Source organism: Emticicia sp. SJ17W-69, assembly GCF_051209875.1.
Lineage (GTDB): Bacteria > Bacteroidota > Bacteroidia > Cytophagales > Spirosomataceae > Emticicia.
The window spans coordinates 1,377,113-1,398,208 of record NZ_JBNTQY010000001.1 but is presented as its reverse complement, the minus strand read 5'-3'; the positions used below and the strand labels follow the sequence as shown (position 1 = coordinate 1,398,208).

At 36.2% G+C, this 21,096-nt stretch carries 8 protein-coding genes; 6 read left to right on the top strand and 2 right to left on the bottom strand.

The window, feature by feature from the left end; translation table 11 throughout:
• Nucleotides 1–186: 186 nt before the first annotated feature.
• The gene (locus tag ACQUQZ_RS05725) at nt 187–2,064 is read right to left on the bottom strand and encodes a RagB/SusD family nutrient uptake outer membrane protein (RefSeq protein ID WP_435353821.1); all 1,878 of its coding nucleotides are present in this window, start codon (nt 2,062–2,064) and stop codon (nt 187–189) included.
• Between the two features lie 17 nt (nt 2,065–2,081).
• Nucleotides 2,082–5,276 carry a SusC/RagA family TonB-linked outer membrane protein gene (locus tag ACQUQZ_RS05720; RefSeq protein ID WP_435353820.1) on the bottom strand — a complete coding sequence of 1,065 codons (3,195 nt, stop codon included), beginning with the start codon at nt 5,274–5,276 and terminating at the stop codon, nt 2,082–2,084.
• Nucleotides 5,277–6,165: 889 nt separating this feature from the next.
• Here ACQUQZ_RS05720 and ACQUQZ_RS05715 point away from each other — a divergent pair.
• From ACQUQZ_RS05715 to ACQUQZ_RS05690, 6 genes are all read left to right on the top strand, one after another.
• Entirely contained in the window at nt 6,166–9,357 is a 3,192-nt protein-coding gene (locus ACQUQZ_RS05715; RefSeq protein WP_435353819.1) for a SusC/RagA family TonB-linked outer membrane protein, read from the top strand.
• 11 nt (nt 9,358–9,368) lie between these two features.
• Nucleotides 9,369–11,225: a RagB/SusD family nutrient uptake outer membrane protein gene (locus ACQUQZ_RS05710; RefSeq protein ID WP_435353818.1), complete on the top strand. Its 1,857-nt coding sequence runs from the start codon at nt 9,369–9,371 to the stop codon at nt 11,223–11,225.
• 183 nt (nt 11,226–11,408) lie between these two features.
• Nucleotides 11,409–14,729 (top strand): VCBS repeat-containing protein, encoded by a 3,321-nt coding sequence (locus tag ACQUQZ_RS05705; RefSeq protein ID WP_435353817.1) that lies wholly within the window; start codon nt 11,409–11,411, stop codon nt 14,727–14,729.
• 283 nt (nt 14,730–15,012) lie between these two features.
• Nucleotides 15,013–16,197 carry a galactokinase gene (gene galK, locus ACQUQZ_RS05700; protein ID WP_435353816.1) on the top strand — a complete coding sequence of 395 codons (1,185 nt, stop codon included), beginning with the start codon at nt 15,013–15,015 and terminating at the stop codon, nt 16,195–16,197.
• A 33-nt stretch (nt 16,198–16,230) separates the two neighbouring features.
• Entirely contained in the window at nt 16,231–19,407 is a 3,177-nt protein-coding gene (locus ACQUQZ_RS05695) for a glycoside hydrolase family 2 TIM barrel-domain containing protein (protein WP_435353815.1), read from the top strand.
• Between the two features lie 48 nt (nt 19,408–19,455).
• Nucleotides 19,456–21,087, top strand: coding sequence for a glycerol-3-phosphate dehydrogenase/oxidase (locus tag ACQUQZ_RS05690; protein WP_435353814.1), 1,632 nt, complete (start codon nt 19,456–19,458; stop codon nt 21,085–21,087).
• The last annotated feature ends 9 nt before the right edge of the window (nt 21,088–21,096 follow it).

Genomic DNA, 21,096 nt, shown 5'->3' with positions numbered 1-21,096 from the left:
TTTTGGATAGATTATTCATCTTGACCAAGTAGATTATAGTATAAGGTTAGTATTAAAACTGAAAAATACTCAATTTAATGAATATGAGCAAATACTTGTTTTAGTATCAGGCTAAAAGTTAAAATCTACCCCACAATGGCATTTCCAAAGTGAGGTAGATTTTAGAAGGGGTCAAAACATGATCAATTAGTATCCAGGGTTCTGAACCAATTTATTGTTTCGATTCATTTCGTCTCTGCTCAGTACTCGATAATACATCTTATCATTCCATTTTCTGGTTTCATTTGAGGTATTATCTTCAACTGTATAATTATAATCATAAACTGATTTATCAAACTTATAAAGTTTAGGTGCTTTCGCTCCTGCTTTAAGCTTTGCATCAACATTGATAGATTTTATACCTCTACCTACGGTTGTTGCAGGAATCATCCAACGACGAGCATCATGGTAGCGATGCTCTTCATAAACAAGCTCGATACGTCTTTCATTACGTAATCTGTCTCTTAACGTGGTACCTTTATCTGTCACAGCAGGCATACCAGCACGGAATCTGATTCTGTTGATCCATTTCGTAGCTTCGGCTTCGTCTCCAGTTTCGATACATGCCTCAGCATAGTTCAAAGCCATTTCAGTATATCTAATAAATGGCCAAGGAATTACCTGTGCAGAAGATTGGTTATCAGCAACAGCAGGATTTGGGTCAATAAATTTACGCGTATAATAATGGGTACGGCTACCATTCCAGTTTTCAACTGCTGACTCTCTTGTATCAATACCATTGATTTTTCCACCTGCACCATCATCATAATAACCTGTTTGTACTTGATTCACAGGGTCTAAACCAGCTACATCTGAAGGGCGAGGTTTCCAAGTTGCACCATCATATAATACAGTTGCATAAAAACGTGGGTCTCTATTTTCAAAAGGAGCAGCTTTGTGGTCTTTATTATTCCAATCGAATTTAGAACCATCCATCATTTCATAGTCATCAACTAAGTTTTGAATTGGGGTATTTCCAGCCCAGTTATGATAGCCATTTGGACCATTGTTGATACCATAGTGAATACCACCTAAAGGCCAGTTATCTTCTTGCGTATAAAGGGCAGTGTGTGTACGTTGTAAGATTAACTCCGAAGCTGCTGAAGCATCACCTATACCACTTTGACCACCCATTGCAATTGAGATATAATTGTTTTTACCTTCTTCTGCCGAAACAGGAGCAGTTAAATTCAATTTATACCCAGAAGTCGCATCTAAAACTGCTTTTGCTGCTGCTTTTGCTGCATTCCATCTCGCAGTACGATCACCAGATGTATAAGCAATTAAATCTAAGTTTGAATAGCTACCCAAAACGCTTGATTTAGCTTTTACAGTAGGGCCATCGTGCAAGTCGCTGGCTGCATAAAGCAACACTCTTGCTTTCAAAGCCATTGCAGCAATTTTTGAAGCTCTACCAGGTGTAGCACCTTTACCATCCAACATCTTGATTGCATTGTCAAGGTCACTAACGATAAATTTCACACATTCATCATAAGTATTACGAGCAACTGTATAATCTTCATTCAAGCCATAAGATTTGCTGATTAATGGCACACCACCATAAAATCTAAGCAATTGTTGATAATAATATGCTCTCAAGAAATATGCCTCACCAGTCAGTTTTTCTTTCAATACTGCATCTGTGAAAGTTGCTTTTGGAAGGTTTTCAAGAGCCACATTAGCCTCTCTGATTGCCAAATACATTCTTCCCCATCTGTAAGTATCACTTTCCCATGCTACGTTTGATGGACTTTCTGATGCTTCAGTAAAGGTATTAATATTTCTTCCGGCGTGTGTAAACATCGCTTCGTCAGTATAAGCGGCAAGAGCTTGCTCTTCAAAACCACCATAACCTAAAAAAGAGTAAACATTGAAAATAAAGGCTTCAGATAGCGGACCATCAGCCCAAGTAGCTGCACTTGATATTTTATCAAGTGGCTTGGTATTCAAAAATTCTTTATCACATGAGAAAGCAAACGCCATTATAATTGCAAACAGGCTTGCTTTTATTTTAAGATTCTTCATTTTTTCTATTTGCTTTTTTAGAATGTTAGACTTAAACCTGTATTGATTACACGAGATTGTGGATAATAAACACCACTTTGAGCTGTTGCCTCTGGGTCAAAGATCTTATTTTTATCAATTGTCAATAAGTTCAATCCATTTACATAAACTCTTAAAGTACCTAACTTAGCTTTTTGAACAATGCTGCTTGGTACGTTATATCCTAATTCTAAGTTTTTCAAACGAACATAGTTTTTACTAAACAAGTAATAGGTATTATTTCCGTAGTTTCCACCTGTATAGTACGTATCACCTCTACTTGCCAAACGTGGATCAGTGCTACTTGGATTATCAATTGACCAACGGTGATCGTAAGAGTATTTCAAGAAGTTACCAATATCACCTGATTCTGTTTGGATACGTATAGCTGCACCTGCTGCACCTTGGAATAAAACACTTAGGTCGAAACCTTTATATTTTATATCCATTGTAGCACCAAAGTTGAATGTAGGGACATCACTCTTATCTAATCTAACTCTATCATCACCATTAATTTTACCATCACCATTATAATCTTCAAACTTCATATCACCAGGGCGAAGCTTTGAAGTTACAGCACTGTAATCAATTTTGTTTGCATCAATTTCGGCAGCATCTTTGAAAGCTCCTGCTGATTTATAAACTAAATAGCTATTGATTGGTTTACCTTCTTGCAATTGGTAACCAGGAGCTCCAGGTACTTCATCCATAAACACTACTCTATTTTTAGCATATCCACCATTAATACCTGCTCTAAAAGTAAGTGCATTGGAGGCTTTACTATTGAAACCTAAGTTGAATTCAAAACCACGGTTATCAACTTTTCCTGCATTTACTGGAGGTAACAAAGAGTTGATACCCGAAGAAGAAGGTGTTGAACCAGTTTTTTGAATCAAAATTTGGTCTCTTCTATTATAGAAATACTCCAAAGTCAAATCAATCTTACTATTAAAGAATGTACCATCCACACCAATATTATAGTTATTAGCTCTTTCCCAAGTGAAGCTAGGGTTTGCCAAAACTGTTTCACCTAAAGTAGTAACTACTTGGCCATTGATTGGGTATGAACCAAAGCCATATGTTGATAAATAAGCATATTCTTGTAATGAACCATTATAGAATACTTGGTCATTACCCATTTGTCCATACGATGCACGAAGTTTCAAATAGTCAATTCCTTGAACTTTAAAGAATTTTTCGTTGGTCAAATTCCATCCTAACAATAAACCAGGAAAGAATCCAAATCTACCCGATTCTGGGAAAATATATGAACCATCATAACGCCAAATACCTTCGATAAGATACTTTTCTTTGTAGTTGTACTGTGCACGACCATAATAACCCAATCTGGCTCTGTTATATGCACTACCACCTGTATTTTGTTGTAACGAACCTCCAGCAAAAAGTTGGTCAATTGCTGAAGAAATATAGTTTCTTCTGAAAGCACCAAAGTTTTCACCTTTGAAGTTCTCTTTTGTTACACCAGCTAAAACATTCAATGTATTATCACCAATTTTCTTTTCGTAACTCAATAACGCTGACATGTTGGTATTTAACACTGAGTTATAGCTTTGAGAAAGACGAGGGTCTTTAAAGTTAGAACGTACAGCTCCTTCTAATTTAGGCGTTACGCCATCAGCTTCGAAGGTTTGTTTATCCCAATAGTAAAGCGACCAAGGTGTTTGCCATACTTTATTAGTATTACTATTTTTATCAATTGCACCAGAAAGCGTCAATTTCAAACCATCAATCCAAGGGTTGGTGATATTTATAGCACCATTAGCTTGCGTATAATCAGTAGGAGAATCGACATAACCAGTTGCATTTGTTGTAATAACATAAGGATTTTGTCCATTTTCAATATCTGGGCCTGGTTGTCCTGTTGGCCATACTTCAGGCTCAGTTGGACGACCACGCATCAACATTCTGAAAATCGAACCTGCACTTTCAGTTGGGTACTTACGTTGCTCTCTTCTAACCATAATACCTAAATTGGTATTGATATATTTGTTGACTTTAGCATCTAAGTTTGTTCTAAAGCTATATTGTTGGTAGCTTGTTGCCGAATTTTTGTAGTAAGCATCTTGATTCACATAACCTAATGAAGCAAAATATTTAATCGCTTCTGAGCCACCTGCCAATTGCAAATTATGACGTGCTTGTGGTGACCAAGTTTTGAAAGCATCAGCAAACCAATCAGTATTTGGGTAACGCCACGGGTCTGAACCATCCGCAAATTTTTTCACTGCGTCTGGGCTATAGTTAGCACTCAATGAACTTACACCCGCTGTTGGCGATTTATAAGTACCTGTTGTTTGAATACTTTTCCAAGCATTTGACCACTCACCTGCTGGAATTGAGTTATAAATTGGCAACTCATTCATGATGTTGGCATATTCATAAGCACTTGCCATTTGAGGAACTCTTGCTGGTTGTGCGAATCCTTGGTTGAAATCATAAGTGATGGTTGGTTTACCAGACTTACCTCTTTTTGTTGTTACCAAGATAGCTCCATTGGCAGCTCTTGCACCATAGATTGCAGCCGAAGCATCTTTCAAAACTGAAATCGACTCAATATCACGTGGACTTAAACGACCTAAACCTCCATCTCTATCAGGAATCCCATCAATAACAACCAATGGGCTACTATTTCCGAGTGTGTTAGTACCACGAATAGATATTTTAGCTCCGTCATTTCCTGGCTCACCACTGGTTTGTATAACAACCAAACCTGGAAGACGTCCAGCAAGTGAGTTAGAAATATCAGTAGCTGGAGATTTTATTATTTTCTCTCCTTGAATAGCTACAACAGCTCCAGTTACTGTAACTTTTTTCTGAGTACCGTAGCCTACAACAACTACCTCACCGAGAGCTTTAGTATCTTCTTCGAGGCTCACATCAACTACAGAGCGACCATTTACCGCTACTTCTTTTGTTGTGAAACCAATGTAAGTAAATACCAAAGTAGCATTCTTACCTGCTGATACTGAGTACTCTCCATTAGCATCTGAGATACCGCCAGTATTTGTGCCTTTGGTCAATACACTAACCCCAGGTAATGGTTGCCCTTTGTCATCAGAGATTTTACCCTTGACATTCTGAGCGACTGCATTTGTAAAAATCGCAAAAGTAAACACCGCCAAAAGAAGACTTATCTTCCTTTTTAGGTGAATACGCCGAGTAGAAATAATCATAATTTTAAGATTGGTTAATTTTAGTAAAAGATTAAGGTTAATAATGAGTAAGTAATAAGTTTATCGGATAAGAAATACCCGATACTGAACAAGCGGGGCGTGCAAAATAATAGGTACAATAAAATTTACTGATGTTTGAAAAAATCAAAAACAGCATGAACAAACAAGGCATAAAATACTTTTTGGTAATTGAATAAAGAAAGATAAGACTACTCTGATATATAACTCTAAGACCATCGCAAATTGCAATAATAGTATAATCTATACAAGAATTATTTGCATTATTTATATTGAAAAATAGCATAAAATAGCTATGCAAACGTTTGAATGTGTGTATTTATCTCTACATTATGATGTGCAAAGGTTTGCACAGATTTGCTTTTTTTTCAAAAAATTGCATTTTTTTTATACTAATTTCCAGAATATCCTCTCGATAGATTGTAGCATATCTATTATTTAAAAAAAATACTTGCAAAGGCAAGTACGAAATTTTAAAATTAGCACCTAAAATTCCATAAAAATAGCCTAATCATTTACACCATTTTGTTAGAATTTATCCTCAAATTTCTCATCTAAAATTTTATGTTGGCAACTTTTAGCCTTCTCATAAAATCAATTAAAAAATTAAACCTGGGATACACTTGTTGCTGAAGTCTTCAAATAGTACAAATAATAATAATAATAATAAAATTTTGTGCAAACGTTTGCAAATGCTATATACATAGCTAAATAAGCAACATTTTCACATATTCCTTAGTTTTATTATATTTTCAAATCATAAAATCATACTTTTTAAAATATTTTAATTTACTTTTAATTCAATTTTAATTTAAAATTAATTTCATTTTAATCTTACCGTGTTATTAACCTTAAAAATTCAAACTCTTCTATGAAAAAATTTACTCTACGAACCCTCGTCGTACTTCTTTTGGGGGCAGTTGGGGCATTGTCTGTTCCAAATGTTTTTGCTAAGCCCAGTGCTGGTAAAATTCTCGAACAAAAGGTAACAGGAAAGGTAACTGATGCCGAAAAAGGAGAAGCTTTACCTGGTGTAAGTATCTTGATTAAAGGTACACAAAAAGGGACAACAACTGATGCAAACGGAGATTATACACTCACGGTCGTTGATAGTAAAGCTGTATTAGTATTTAGTATCGTTGGGTATGAACCACAAGAAGTCGTTGTTGGAAATCGCTCAACTATCAATGTTGGTATGCAAACAGACACCAAAACTTTAGGTGAAGTGGTTGTGGTGGGTTATGGTGTTCAGAAAAAAGAAACCATCACTGGTTCGGTAGCCTCAGTGAAAGGCTCTGAGTTAATCAAATCTCCAACTGTCAACTTGAGTAACTCAATTGCTGGACGTATGGCTGGTGTTGTGGCTGTAAACCGTAGCGGCGAGCCAGGTGCCGATGGTTCGGCGATTCGTATTCGTGGCTCAAATACATTGAACAATGGTGATGCTCTTATCGTTGTTGATGGTATTCCAAACCGTGCTGGTGGACTTGACCGCATTAATCCAAATGACATCGAAAGTGTGTCGGTATTAAAAGATGCCTCGGCAGCTATTTATGGTTCTCGTGCTGCTAATGGTGTAATTTTGATTACTACCAAACGTGGTAAAACAGGAAAACCACAGGTTTCATATTCGGCTAACCAAGGTTTTTCACAGCCAACAGTCATTCCTAAATTGGCAAATGCCGCTCAATATGTAAGTATGCTCAACGACCTCGATATTTATGGTTTACCTGTAAGCGAATGGGGAGCAGCCAATACTGCTTATAAATCGACAGGTTCATATACTCGCCCTGATGGCTCAATCAGAAAAGCACCTTTTACACCAAAAGATATTCAACAATACAATGATGGTTCAGACCCTTGGCTACACCCAAATACAGACTGGTATGCCGCAACTTTAAAGCCTTGGTCACCACAAACTCAACACAATTTACAAGTTTCGGGTGGAACAGAAAACGTAAAGTATTTAGGTTCAATTGGGTATCAAAATCAAGATGGTTTCTACAAAAAATCAGCTACGGCCTATCAACAATATGATGTTCGATTCAATTTAGATGCAAAAATCAACAAATACATCGATTTAAACATCGGTTTATTGGCTCGTGAAGAAGCACGAAATTATCCAACACGCTCGGCCGCTGCCATTTTCAGAATGCAAATGAGAGGAAAACCGCAGCAACAAGCTTATTGGCCAAATGGGCTTCCTGGCCCCGATATTGAAAATGGTGAAAACCCTGTTGTCATCACAACCGATTTATCTGGCTATGATCGCCAAAAACAAGATTACTTTCAAAGTAACGGTTCACTCGACATCAGAATTCCTTGGGTAAAAGGTTTGAAATTTACAGGAACAGCAGCCATTGACAAAAGGATTGGAACAAGAAAATTATGGCAAATTCCGTGGCTATTATACCAACAAGGCTCTGGTTTTGAAGCAGATGGTACTACACCAAAATTGGTAGCAAGCAAGCGTGGGCCTGCCGAACCAAACTTAACACAATCATTTGACGACCAACTCAATATATTGCTTGGCGGAGTCGCTACTTATGAGCGTACATTTGGCAATCATGGCATTACTGTTTTAGCAGGAACAAACACCGAAACTATCAAAGGAAATAACTTTAATGCTTACCGTCGTTACTTTATTTCATCAGCACTTGACCAAATGTTTGCAGGTGGCGATTTAGAAAGAAACAACGGTGGTGGTGGTTTTGAAACTGCACGTATCAATTACTTTGGTCGTGTTGCTTATAATTTCAAAGAAAAATACCTTCTTGAATTTTTGTGGAGATATGATGGTTCCGACAGATTCCCTAAAGCTACTCGCTATGGTTTTTTCCCAGGTGTAATGGCCGGATGGGTAGTGTCAGAAGAAAAATTCATGAAAGAACTTCCATTTATTAGCTTCTTGAAACTAAGAGGTTCATGGGGACAATTGGGGAATGACCAAGTAAATCTTCCTAACTCAACTACGCCAGCTACTTATCAATACCTTTCAACGTATGGTTTCCGTAGTTATATTTTGGGTGATGCCGAGCAAAAAACTTTGTACGAAACTCGTTTACCTAATGAAAATATCACTTGGGAAGTTGCTTCTAATTCAAATATTGGTTTAGAAGGTCAATTATTCAACGGAAAAGTAAGTTTTGAATTTGATTATTTTTCTAACTATCGTTCAAAAATCCTTTGGTTCAAAAATGCTTCTGTACCTCAATCAACAGGTATCAGCCTTCCAGCACAAAATATCGGAGAAGTATCAAACAAAGGATTTGATTTCAATGTAGGCTACCGCAGTCAAATCGGAGATTTCAAATATAATGTGAGTGTCAACGGTGGTTATTCAAAAAATAAAATTGAATTCTGGGACGAGGCACCAGGAGCTCCAGAATGGCAAAGAACAACTGGTCGCCCTATGAACACCTTCATGGCATATCTTTACGATGGGGTATTCAAAGACCAAGCTGCAATTGACGCAAGAGGTATTGATTATTCAGCAATTGTGAAAGAACTCAGACCTGGTGATATGAAATATGTAGATTATAATAAAGATGGAAAAATCACACCTGACGACCAAGTAAGAACCGATAATACTACACTTCCACTTTTCCAAGGTGGTATCAATCTTGGAGCTCAATACAAAAATTTTGACCTAAGTATTTTGATTCAAGGTGCTGCTGGTGCAAAACAATATGTAAGTGCAGGCGAAATGGGGAATATTGGTAATTATTTACTTGATATTTATCAAAATCGTTGGACAATTGATAATCCAAGTGATGTTCACCCTCGTATCGCCAACCGTTCTGACCAATATTTTTCAGGTGGAAACACATATTGGTTGAGAAGCACTGATTATATGCGTTTGAAAAACTTTGAGTTGGGTTATACCATTCCAGAAAGCATCGGCAAAAAAATTGGCTTTAGCAGCATGAGAATTTATGCAAGTGGTATCAATTTATTTACTATTGATAAATTAAAGGTATTCGACCCTGAAACAGCAAGTACTACTGGTCAATATTATCCTCAATCAAAAGTGATGAACTTAGGTTTAAATGTTAAATTTTAAAAATTAGAAAAATGAAAATGTATAAAAAAATAATTTTGTCATTCCTTACAGTTTCGTTTTTTGCGATTAGTTGTAATGATGACTTTGTAGATACCAAACCACTCGACCAATTATCTGAAAATGTAGTTTGGGGAGATGCTTCTTTAGCTGAGGCTTTTGTAAGTGAGTTATATGGAGGTTTAGGAGTAGGTGGTTTTAATGAGCAGATGCTCGCCTCATTGACCGATGAAACTATTTTTACGCATCCTGGAAGAAATATTACGACTATCACTGAGGGCAGAAGTAACCCTGCCGACCCAGGTTGGATTAATGGTACTTTGAGTTGGGTAAATATGTATTCAAGAATCAGAGCTTGTAATCTTGCATTGAAAAATTTAGAGAATCCGCAATTTCCAAATGCTAATAAAATTGTTGAGCGTTTGAAAGGTGAAACTAAATTTATGAGAGCCTATTATTATCATCAACTGGTGCGTTATTACGGCGGCGTACCAATCGTTGACAAAGCATTTGCTTTAACTGATAGTGATTTTTTAACTGCAAGAAATACTTTTGAAGAGTGTCTTAATTTTATTGTAAAAGACCTCGACGAAGCAGCTGTATTACTTGATGGTCAATCTTTGCAAAAAGGGCGTGCAACTAAGGCATCGGCTTTAGCATTAAAATCACGTATGTTGATTTATGCTGCCAGTGACTTATATGATGTACCAACTGCCAAAGCAAAGTCTAAAGCAATGGCTTCATTTTCTAAACCTGAATTGATGGGTTTTGTGAGTGGCAGTCGTACTGAACGTTGGCAAAAAGCAAAAACAGCCGCAAAAGCTGTCTTAGATTTGCCTGGGTTTGGTTTCCAATTAGGGTTATCAGCCCCTGTTGCTCCAGAACAAGCCTCAACAAACTACATGAATCAATCATTGGCAAGAAATGGTGGGCAAAACGAAATCATTTTCGGAAGGTACTTTATTCAAAGTAAAAACGAAGACGGTGGACGTGTTGGGCTTTTCAATGGGCCAAATGGCTATAACAACTGGGCAGGAAATACACCAATCCAAGAGTTGATTGATGATTATGAAATGATGGATGGCTCGAAATTTAGCTGGAATAATCCAGACCATGCCAAAAGCCCTTATGAAAATAGAGATCCTCGTTTAAAATCAACCGTTTTATATGAAGGTTCTCCTTGGAAACCACGCTCTGCAAGTGCAGCTCCACTCGACCCAGCAAACCAAATCCAAACTGGTGAGTACGAAGTCATTTCGGGTGGAACAAAAAGGACACATTTTGGCTTAGATACACGTAAAAGTAGCATTGAAGACTGGAACGGAAGTTATACTGGCTACTATATGCGTAAGTTTACTGATCCTAACCCAGGCTTAGTTGACCAAAACTCTTGGCAACAAATTCCTTGGCCATTTTTACGTTATACTGAAGCAATTTTCAATTATGTAGAAGCATGTATAGAATTAGGTGAAGACACCGAAGCTAAAAAATGGTTAAATCAAATTCGCTTCCGAGCAGGTATGCCAGCCATTACAGAAACTGGTGAAGAACTTCGTCAGCGTTATCGCAATGAGCGTCGAGTCGAAATGGTATTTGAAGAACAACGTTACCACGATGCTCGTCGTTGGATGATTGCTCCAACAACTCTTGGACGTAAGGCAAGTATCATTTTTGTTAAAGGAACTTTAAAAGCTGGGAAGACCGTTTCGATTTATAAATTTGACCCAAGTAGCTACGACTATACATATACCGTTGGTAAAATTGACCCAGGTAAAGAAAATCGCAACTGGGACGATAAAATTTATTTCTTACCAATTCATCGTGATGAAATAAATCGAAATAATAAATTAATCCAAAATCCTGGATATTAATTGTTGAATTTCTAAAATTGGGTAGCCAAAAGCATCAATGCTATTTGGCTACTCGATTTTGTTTTTAAGCATATTTAAAAACAATCTATAAAACATCTTTGTATATTTGTTTGCTTGTTTAGCAAAATCCAATCTTAACCCCAACCCCTGACTCCCAAACAGAGAAGCTTGATGATTTTAAAAATGAAAATTTCGACAACCTTTTACTTATTCATTGTAGTAAACACCTTTTTTATTAGCTGTAATAAACCCACTTCAAAACAAGAAAGCAATGAACCCGAAGGTGAAAAGCAGCAAACAATTTTCACTTTACTTCCTTCCGAAAAAACACATATTGATTTCCAAAATATCATTAATGAAGGATTAAATACCAATGTTTTGATGTATGAATATTTCTATAATGGAGGTGGTGTAGCTGTGGGGGATTTGAATGGTGATGGATTTGATGATATTTATTTTACTTCAAATATGCAGTCTAATCGCTTATACTTGAATAAGAAAAACATGGAATTTGCAGATATTACTGCTATTGCTGGTGTTGCAGGAAGAGAAGGTCCATGGAAAACAGGGGTTACACTGTCGGATGTAAATGCAGATGGCAAATTAGATATTTATGTCTGCCATTCGGGTAATTTAATGCCTGAAAAAAAGGCAAATGAGCTATTCATCAATCAAGGGAATGATGCTAACGGCAATCCAACATTTATTGAGCAAGCTGCAAAATTTGGACTCGACAGCCCTGCTTCAAGTACCAATGCTTATTTCTTTGATGCTGATAAAGATGGTGATTTGGATATGTTTTTACTCAATCATAATATCAAATCACTCCCAGTTTTGGACGAAGCTCGCACTGCTGCATTGACCAAAGTTGATGATGCCGTGAGTGGCTCAAGGTTTTATAAAAATGATAAAGGTTTTTTTAAAGATGTTACTCGTCAAGCAGGCATTCAAAGTTCGGCTTTATCGTATGGCTTGGGAGCAGGTATTGCCGATTTTAACCAAGATGGATGGCCTGATATTTATGTGAGCAATGATTATGCCGTGCCTGACCGTCTTTATATTAATAAAAAAAACGGGTCGTTTAATGAAGTAAGTCGTGAGCAATTGGGGCATACCTCCAATTTCTCGATGGGCAATGATGTAGCCGATATTAATAATGATTTATTACCCGATATTTTTACGCTTGATATGCTTCCCGAAGACAATCGCCGTCAAAAATTATTGATGTCGCCTGATAATTATGATAAATTTGATTTGAGCGTTAAATCTGGATTTCATCATCAATATATGCGAAACATGCTTCAAATCAATAATGGCAATGGCAGTTTCAGCGAAATTGGGCAAGTTTCTGGCATTTCAAACACTGATTGGAGTTGGGCAGCCCTTTTTGCCGATTATGACAATGATGGATGGAAAGATTTATACATCACAAATGGATATCTACATGATTATACCAATCTTGATTTCTTGAAATATATGGATGATTTCATGGCAAACAAACAGGGTGGTTTTCAACGACAAGATGTACTTGAATTAGTACAAAAAATGCCTTCATCAAATGTAAAAAATTATATTTTCCGTAACAATGGTCAATTGAATTTTCAAAACGAAACTACCAACTGGGGGCTTGGCGAACAATCGAACAGCAGTGGTGCTGCATACGCTGATTTAGATAATGATGGCGATTTAGATTTAGTGGTCAATAATATTAATTTACCTGCTTTTGTCTATCAAAATGAAGCGAATACAAAACTCGGTAATCAATTTCTGAAAGTAAAACTTGCAGGCGAAAATGCCAATAAAATGGGTATTGGTACAAAAGTTTATTTATATAGTCAAGGAAATACACAATATCAAGAGCAAATGCCTACACGTGGATTCCAGTCGAATGTGAGTTTTACACTCAATTTTGGCTTAGGAAAAACCACAAAAATTGATTCTATAAAAGTCATTTGGAATACAGACAAAAGTCAAGTTTTAAAAGATATTCAGTCTAATCAAACTTTAGTTTTAGAAGAGAAAAACGCTATTTTTCAAAAGTTAGCAGTGCCAAAACAAACAACGATTTTTGCAGAAATAGCTTCTCCTATTGCTTCTATTCAATCAAATACCCTGCAAAATGATTTCAAAAGACAATCTTTGATGCCAAATTCATTGTCTTTTATGAGTCCGGCAATGGTCAAAGGCGATGTAAATAATGATAGTTTAGAAGATATTTTTGTAGGCGGAAGTTACGGCAAAGAAAGTGAATTATTTATGCAACAAAAATCTGGAAACTTTACGAAAAAAGCTTTTCCATCAAATCCAAATGCTGATGTAAGTGATGCAGTTTTCTTTGATGCGAATGGTGATGGTTTTCAAGATATTTATGTAGCAAATGGAGGTTATGGCAATTTTACTGAAAATGACCCAAATCTTCAAGATCAATTGTTTTTAAATAATGGAAAAGGTGACTTTCAACTAAGTGCTGCTGCCTTACCTGTGATGCTTACAAGTAGTGCGTGCGTACGTGTGGGTGATATAAATAATGATTCAAAACCTGACCTTTTTGTGGGAGGAAGAGTCATTCCAGGAAAATACCCGCAAACACCTCGAAGTTATGTGTTAGTAAATGATGGAAAAGGCAACTTTAAAGATAATACACCAAAAGAATTACAATACATTGGCATGGTTACTGATGCTGCTTTTGTTGACTTAAACAAAGACAAAAAACAAGAATTAGTTATCGTAGGAGAATGGATGCCAATTACAGTTTTTGAAAATTCAAATGGAAAGTTTACAGATAAAACCGAGACGTATTTTGAGAAAAAATACGCAGGTTGGTGGAACAAGTTATTGGTAGATGATCTCAACGGTGATGGCTCTCCAGATTTACTCATTGGTAATCTCGGACTCAATAGCCAAGCAAATGCAAGCGATAGCCAACCAACCGAACTTTATTACAAAGATTTTGATGACAATGGAAGTATTGATCCAATTTTATGCTTTTATATACAAGGTAAGTCTTACCCATATCTCACTCGTGACGAGCTTTTAGAGCAGGTTCCATCCAAACGTCCAAAGTTTACGAGCTATGATAGTTATTCTAATGCAACTTTGACTGATATTTTTGGAGAAAACGAAATAAAAGATGCAAAAAAATTAGAGGCTAATTATTTCAAAACAGCATATTTTATCAATGATGGAAAAGGTAAATTTCAAGAGAAGCGTTTGCCAATTGAAGTGCAATTTTCACCTATCTATACGATTACAACCCTTGATTATGACCATGATGGTAAAAAAGATTTATTGCTTAGCGGAAATTTAAATAAAACTCGACTAAAATTCGGAAAGTATGATGCCAATTATGGATTATTACTCAAAGGAGATGGAAAAGGTCAGTTTTTAAGTATTCCACAAAAAATTTCAGGTTTAAATATTAAAGGTGATGTACGATCAATTGTTATTGTAAAAAACACCCTATTATTTGGTATAAATCAGCAATCTGTAAAGGCTTATAAGTAAAAGCCGAACATCCAAAGGCTTGATAATTTACGATAATATGTGCAAAGGTTTGCAATGAATTGTAAAAGAATAAAAAAGAACAAAGCAAACGATTGCACACGCTATTTGGTCCTTATAACACTAAAATAAAGACAATAACAACTTAAAAAAACACTATTTTTGATTCAAAGTAGTTCAAAAAACAAAAGTGATTAAGTTAATAAAAAATTATTGATAGAAGCCCCAAAGTTTCTTGGGGCTTTCTTTTTACAATTTTTATCCAAACTACTGACGATTTAACATGATGTATTACAAACTCATTTGCCAAAAATTTGAAGATATTTTCGACCAAATCCCCACTCTTTCAGTGCGTGCACCTGGACGAATCAATCTTATAGGTGAACATACAGATTATAATCATGGATTTGTGCTTCCTGCTGCTATTGACAAGGCTATTTATTTTTCTATTGCTTCTAGAGATGACCAAACGTGCAAACTATATTCTTATGATCTGCAAGATTCTTATGAGTTTTCATTAGAAAAGATTGGTAAATCTGACAAAGGTTGGGCAAATTTTCTGATTGGTGTTTTAGCTGAAACGATCAAAAAAGGCTATACAATTCCGAATGGTTTTAATTTAGTTTTTGGAGGGGATGTGCCTCTTGGTGCTGGTTTGTCTTCATCGGCAGCGGTCGAAAGCGGAATGGGTCTTGCTCTTAGTAAATTATTCGATTTAAACATTTCAAAACTCGATTTAGCTCTCATTGCACAATTAGCTGAACATAATTTTGCGGGTGTAAATTGTGGGATAATGGATATGTTTGCCTCTATTCATGGCAAAGAAAATTCAGTAATTAAACTCGACTGCCAAGATTTAAGTTTTCAATATTTTCCATTCCACGCTCCCAATTATACCATCGTTTTATGTAATACTGGTGTAAAACATAATCTCGGTGATAGCGAGTACAACAAACGTAGAGCTGAATGTGAGGAAGGAGTAAAAATTATGCAAAATGCCTTTCCGCAAATTGATAGTTTAAGAGATGTTTCGGCACAAATGCTGAGAAGTCAATCCGATAAATTACCTTATGTTGTTTACAAACGTTGCAAATATGTGGTAGAGGAAATCGAACGTGTGACAATTGCTTGCGAAGCACTCGAAAGAGATGATTTAGCAACTTTTGGGCAAAAAATGTACGAAACACATGAAGGTTTAAGCAAAGACTACGAAGTAAGCTGCCCTGAATTAGACTTTTTAGTAGAACATACGTTGAATTCTCCCCTATCGGAGTCGATAGCTGGAGCCAGAATGATGGGTGGTGGATTTGGTGGGTGTACCATCAACTTGGTAAAAACAGAGATAGTTGATGCGTTTTTAGAAACCATAAAAACCGCTTACTATCATCAATTTAAGTTAGAATTAGACTCCTATAAGGTCAAAATCACAAACGGTGTTGAAGAAATTACAGATATTTTTGAAAACGCTTAAAATATCAACCATAACTAATACCCTTGCCTACCTATGAAAAAAATATTGTTGACAATCGCTTTACAGCTTTTGTTTAAGTCGGTATTTGCACAAGTAAATTTCACATTCAAAGAATGGGAAGACCCAACAACAGTAGAAATTAATAAAGAAGCACCGCATGCTACTTTTATGTCGTATGCTAATGTGGAAGATGTTTTTAATGATAATTATTCCTCTTCTCCTTTTTATAAATCACTCAATGGAAATTGGAAATTTTACTATGTGAATCGACCAGAAGAACGTCCAACCGAATTTTATAAAGAAGGGTATAATGACTTCAATTGGTCAGATTTACAAGTGCCATCCAATTGGGAACTGAAAGGTTTTGGTGTTCCGATTTATACAAATATTGTCTATCCTTTTCCTAAAAATCCGCCTTACATCGACCATGCCTATAATCCAGTAGGAAGTTATCGTACCAAGTTTACCATTCCTGAAAACTGGGACGGTAAAGAAACTTTTATTCAATTTGGGTCTATTACTGGAGCTGCCTATATTTGGGTAAATGGACAAGCAGTAGGCTTCTCGAAAGTTTCAAAGTCAGCCGCCGAATTTAACATTACTAAGTTTCTAAAAAAAGGAGTCAATACACTTGCTGTTCAAGTATTTCGGTGGCATGATGGTAGCTATTTAGAAGACCAAGATTTTTGGCGTTTGAGCGGTATTGAGCGTGATGTATTTCTTTTTGCAAGAAATAAAGTTGCAGTTCAAGATTTTTTTGCAAAAGCTGACTTAGAAAATGCTTATAAAGATGGAAAATTTTCTCTTTCAGTTGATGTAAAAAGCATAGTTAATACTTCGTCGACTTTTAATGTTGAGGTTTCGATTTTCGACAAAAATCATCAGAAAATTTTCACTCAAAAGAAAGGTATTATCACTAAAAATGGCCTTAATACTGTCAATTTTGAAAGTACTTTACCAAATATAAATCGTTGGTCTGGCGAAAATCCTTACTTATATACCATGAGTATTGCTTTATATGATACCAAAAATCAAGTAATTGAAGCAACAGGGGGGAAAATCGGTTTCCGAAAAATTGAAATAAAGAATGGCAGTTTTCTTATCAATGGAGTTCGTAGTTATGTAAAAGGGGTCAATCGCCACGAGCATGACCCTGTTGAAGGGCATGTACCAAACCTCGAATTGATGAAAGCAGATTTACGATTAATGAAACAATATAATATCAATACTTGTCGCAGCTCACACTATCCTAATGACCCAATGTGGTTAAAATTATGTGATGAATATGGAATGTATGTTATTGATGAAGCCAATATTGAGAGTCATGGAATGGGGGCAGAATTGCAAGGTTGGGTTGATAAAACTAAGCACGTAGCCTATTTACCAGAATGGGAAGCAGCTCACATTGACCGAACCAAAAGAGTAGTTGAACGAGATAAAAATCATGCTTGCGTGGTAGTTTGGTCACTTGGAAATGAATGTGGTAATGGGCCAGTATTTTATAAAAATTATGCTTGGATAAAACAACGTGATGCAAGTCGTCCTGTACAATCAGAGCAAGCTGGGGAAGCTGAAAATACAGATATCGTAACACCGATGTATCCAACCGTTAGTCACATGAAGGAATATGCTTATGATTGGAAAATGAGCGAAGATGGAACATTGAGCAATAAGAGTGGGAAACGAGGCAAAGTTCGACCTTTTATTATGTGTGAATATTCACACGCAATGGGTAATAGTAGTGGTAATTTTCAAGAATATTGGGATATAATTTATGACAGTCCTGTGATGCAAGGTGGTTGTATTTGGGACTGGGTAGATCAAGGAATCAAAACTTCTGATAAATATGGGCGTTCATTTTTTGCTTATGGTGGCGATTTAGGTAGTCAAGATTTACGTAATGATGAGAATTTTGTCTGTAATGGTTTGGTTGCAGCCGACCGTTCTCCACATCCTGGTCTTTTTGAAGTAAAAAAAGTATATCAAAATATTTTGTTCAAAAATGAAGATTGGAAAAATGGTAAAATCAATATCAGTAATATGTTTGATTTTACAAATCTTCAAGAGTATGACTTTCGTTGGGTTTTGACCAAAAATGGTTCTGTTGTAGAAGAAAATAGTTTTTTAATTGATTTAGAGCCTCGTCAACAAAAGAGTATTTTGCTCAATTTGCCTAAATTTACGACTACTAATGGAGACGAATATTTACTCAATCTCTATGCTTATCAACGCCAAGCTACGATTGCGATTCCTGCAGGGCATGAACTGGCTCGTGAACAGTTTGGAGCAAAAGATAGCAACTATTTTATTACAAAAACAAGCAATCAAGGTACATTAAAAATAGATCGCACCGAAAATAATTTAAAGTTCTCAGCAGGAAATATCAGCGGAACATTCAATACTTCTTATGGGCAATTAACTGAATATACCTTTAAAGGTCAATCAATTATCAATCAGTTTCCTGAACCTTATTTTTGGCGTGCCACCACTGATAATGATTTTGGTCAAGATTTTGCTCGAACAGCAGGCGTTTGGCGAGCGGCTCATAGTAATCGTAAAATCAAAGATATTATCGTTGGAGAAAAAAACAATGAGGGACTTGCCATAAAAGTAGTTTACCGTATGGGAAACATAATGGCAGATTATACCTTAAACTACTTGATTTTAAATGATGGAGCAGTCAAAATCCAAGCAAGCATAGATATTCATAATGATGAATTACCTGAAATGCCTCGTTTTGGTATGAGGTTAGAATTGCCAAAACAATTTGACAACCTCAATTACTATGGCAGAGGTCCTTTTGAAAATTATTCGGATCGCAATTCAGCTTCATTTATAGGGCTTTATAGTGATAAAACTGAAAATCAATTCACCCAAAATTATGTTCGTCCACAAGAAAATGGTTATAAAACCGATACTCGTTGGTTGACATTGACCGATGCCAATGGCACTGGGTTACAGGTTGAAGGTTCTCAGCCGCTTTGCTTTAGTGCGATGCCTTATCAAAACGAACAATTTGATGAAGGTACAATCAAGAAAAATCGTCATCCAATTGATATTATCAAAAAACCTTTAGTTTCTTTACACATCGACCTCAAGCAAAGAGGTGTTGGTGGTGATAATAGTTGGGGCTTGCTACCACATGATGAATACCGTTTGACGGAAAAAAAATATACTTATAGTTATGTAATTCGTGCCATTGGTAAATAGTTTTTATCTAAAAATGCCTAAATTGCAGCAAAACACACAAGTACTCGCATGAATAGAAATTTAAACCTCGAAAAATTACAAAACGAAACATTTGATATTTGCATCATTGGCGGCGGAGCAAGCGGTGCTGGCTGTGCTTTAGATGCTGCCTTGCGAGGTTTCAAAGTTGCTTTGATTGAAAAAGAAGATTTCGCAGCCGAAACTTCTTCAAAATCAACCAAACTGATTCATGGTGGCGTGCGATATTTAGAACAAGCTTTCAAAAATTTAGATTTTGCTCAACTTCGTCAAGTAAAACATGGCTTAGAAGAAAGACATACCGTAATCAGAAATGCACCGCATTTGGCTCATCCTTTAGCTTTGATTACACCTGTATTTAGTTGGTTTGAGGGTTTTTATTTCACAATTGGGCTAACAATCTACGGTTTTTTTGCCAAAAACGATACCCTTCCAAAAGCTCAATGGCTCACTAAAAAAGAAACTTTCGAACATATCCCAACACTAACCCCAAAGTTACATAGCTCAGTTATGTACTACGATGGCCAACTTGATGATGCTCGATATTGCTTGGCATTAGCTCATTCTGCCAATAAAACAGGGGCGGTTGTGGTTAATCATGCTTCAATCACTGGTTTTGAAAAAGAAAGCAACGGAAAATTAAAAACCGCTATCGTAAAAGATAATCTAACTGAAAACGAGATTAAGGTAAAGGCCAAATTATTCATCAATTGTACAGGCCCTTTTGGCGATAGTGTTCGACTTTTGGCAAACCCTACACAAGAAAAACGGCTTCGCCCAAGTAAAGGTGTACATATCATGCTTCCACCAGAAGTTTTGCAAAGTCAAGATGCCATGTTGATTCCGAAAACTAAAGATGGAAGAGTAATTTTTGTTATTCCATTTGAGGGAGAAGTAATGGTTGGAACAACAGACGACGAATACCGTGATTTAGAAAAAGAACCTATTTTAATTGACCAAGAAATTGATTTTTTGATTGATACACTTCGACCTTATCTTGCCACAATTCCTGACAAATCTCAGATAAAATCTGGTTTTGGCGGGCTTCGCCCATTAATTGCATCGTCTGGCTCAAAAGCCACCAAAAAATTGGTACGTGACCACGAAGTTGAGTATGATGAAAAGTCTAATCTTATTAGTTTGCTCGGAGGAAAATGGACAACTTACCGACTCATGGCAAAAGATACAATTGATGAGGCCTGCAAACTTTTAGGTAAAGATGTTGAATGTAGTACAGCATTACATTATTTAGTCGGTGGAGAGAATTACCAATTTGATACTTGGAAGATCATTCAGGAAAAATATAAATTGGATGAAGATATCTCTCAACATTTGCTCAAAAAATACGGCACAAAAGCTGAGGAAGTTTTACAACTACTTGAGAGTGATAATACATATAGTGAAAGAATCCACCCAAACTATCCTTTCATTAAAGCAGAAGTAATTTATACAATTCGACATGAAATGGTGTGTAGTTTGCGTGACTTTTTTGCCAGACGTACTCGCATGGAATTAATGGATTGGAAAGCTACACTTTCATCAATAGAAACAGTGGGTAATTTAATGTCAATAGAATTGAATTGGTCTGATACTCAAAAAAAGAGCAATATCATCGCCTATCAAAAACTATTGAAAAGCTTTATTCTGTGTGCGAATGTATAATTTTTTGCA

What these genes read in the sequence shown, in the direction of transcription:
- ACQUQZ_RS05725 (WP_435353821.1), bottom strand. Translation starts at nt 2,064, where the DNA reads ATGAAGAATCTTAAAATAAAAGCAAGCCTGTTTGCAATTATAATGGCG.
- ACQUQZ_RS05720 (WP_435353820.1), bottom strand. Translation starts at nt 5,276, where the DNA reads ATGATTATTTCTACTCGGCGTATTCACCTAAAAAGGAAGATAAGTCTT.
- ACQUQZ_RS05715 (WP_435353819.1), top strand. Translation starts at nt 6,166, where the DNA reads ATGAAAAAATTTACTCTACGAACCCTCGTCGTACTTCTTTTGGGGGCA.
- ACQUQZ_RS05710 (WP_435353818.1), top strand. Translation starts at nt 9,369, where the DNA reads ATGAAAATGTATAAAAAAATAATTTTGTCATTCCTTACAGTTTCGTTT.
- ACQUQZ_RS05705 (WP_435353817.1), top strand. Translation starts at nt 11,409, where the DNA reads ATGAAAATTTCGACAACCTTTTACTTATTCATTGTAGTAAACACCTTT.
- galK (WP_435353816.1), top strand. Translation starts at nt 15,013, where the DNA reads ATGTATTACAAACTCATTTGCCAAAAATTTGAAGATATTTTCGACCAA.
- ACQUQZ_RS05695 (WP_435353815.1), top strand. Translation starts at nt 16,231, where the DNA reads ATGAAAAAAATATTGTTGACAATCGCTTTACAGCTTTTGTTTAAGTCG.
- ACQUQZ_RS05690 (WP_435353814.1), top strand. Translation starts at nt 19,456, where the DNA reads ATGAATAGAAATTTAAACCTCGAAAAATTACAAAACGAAACATTTGAT.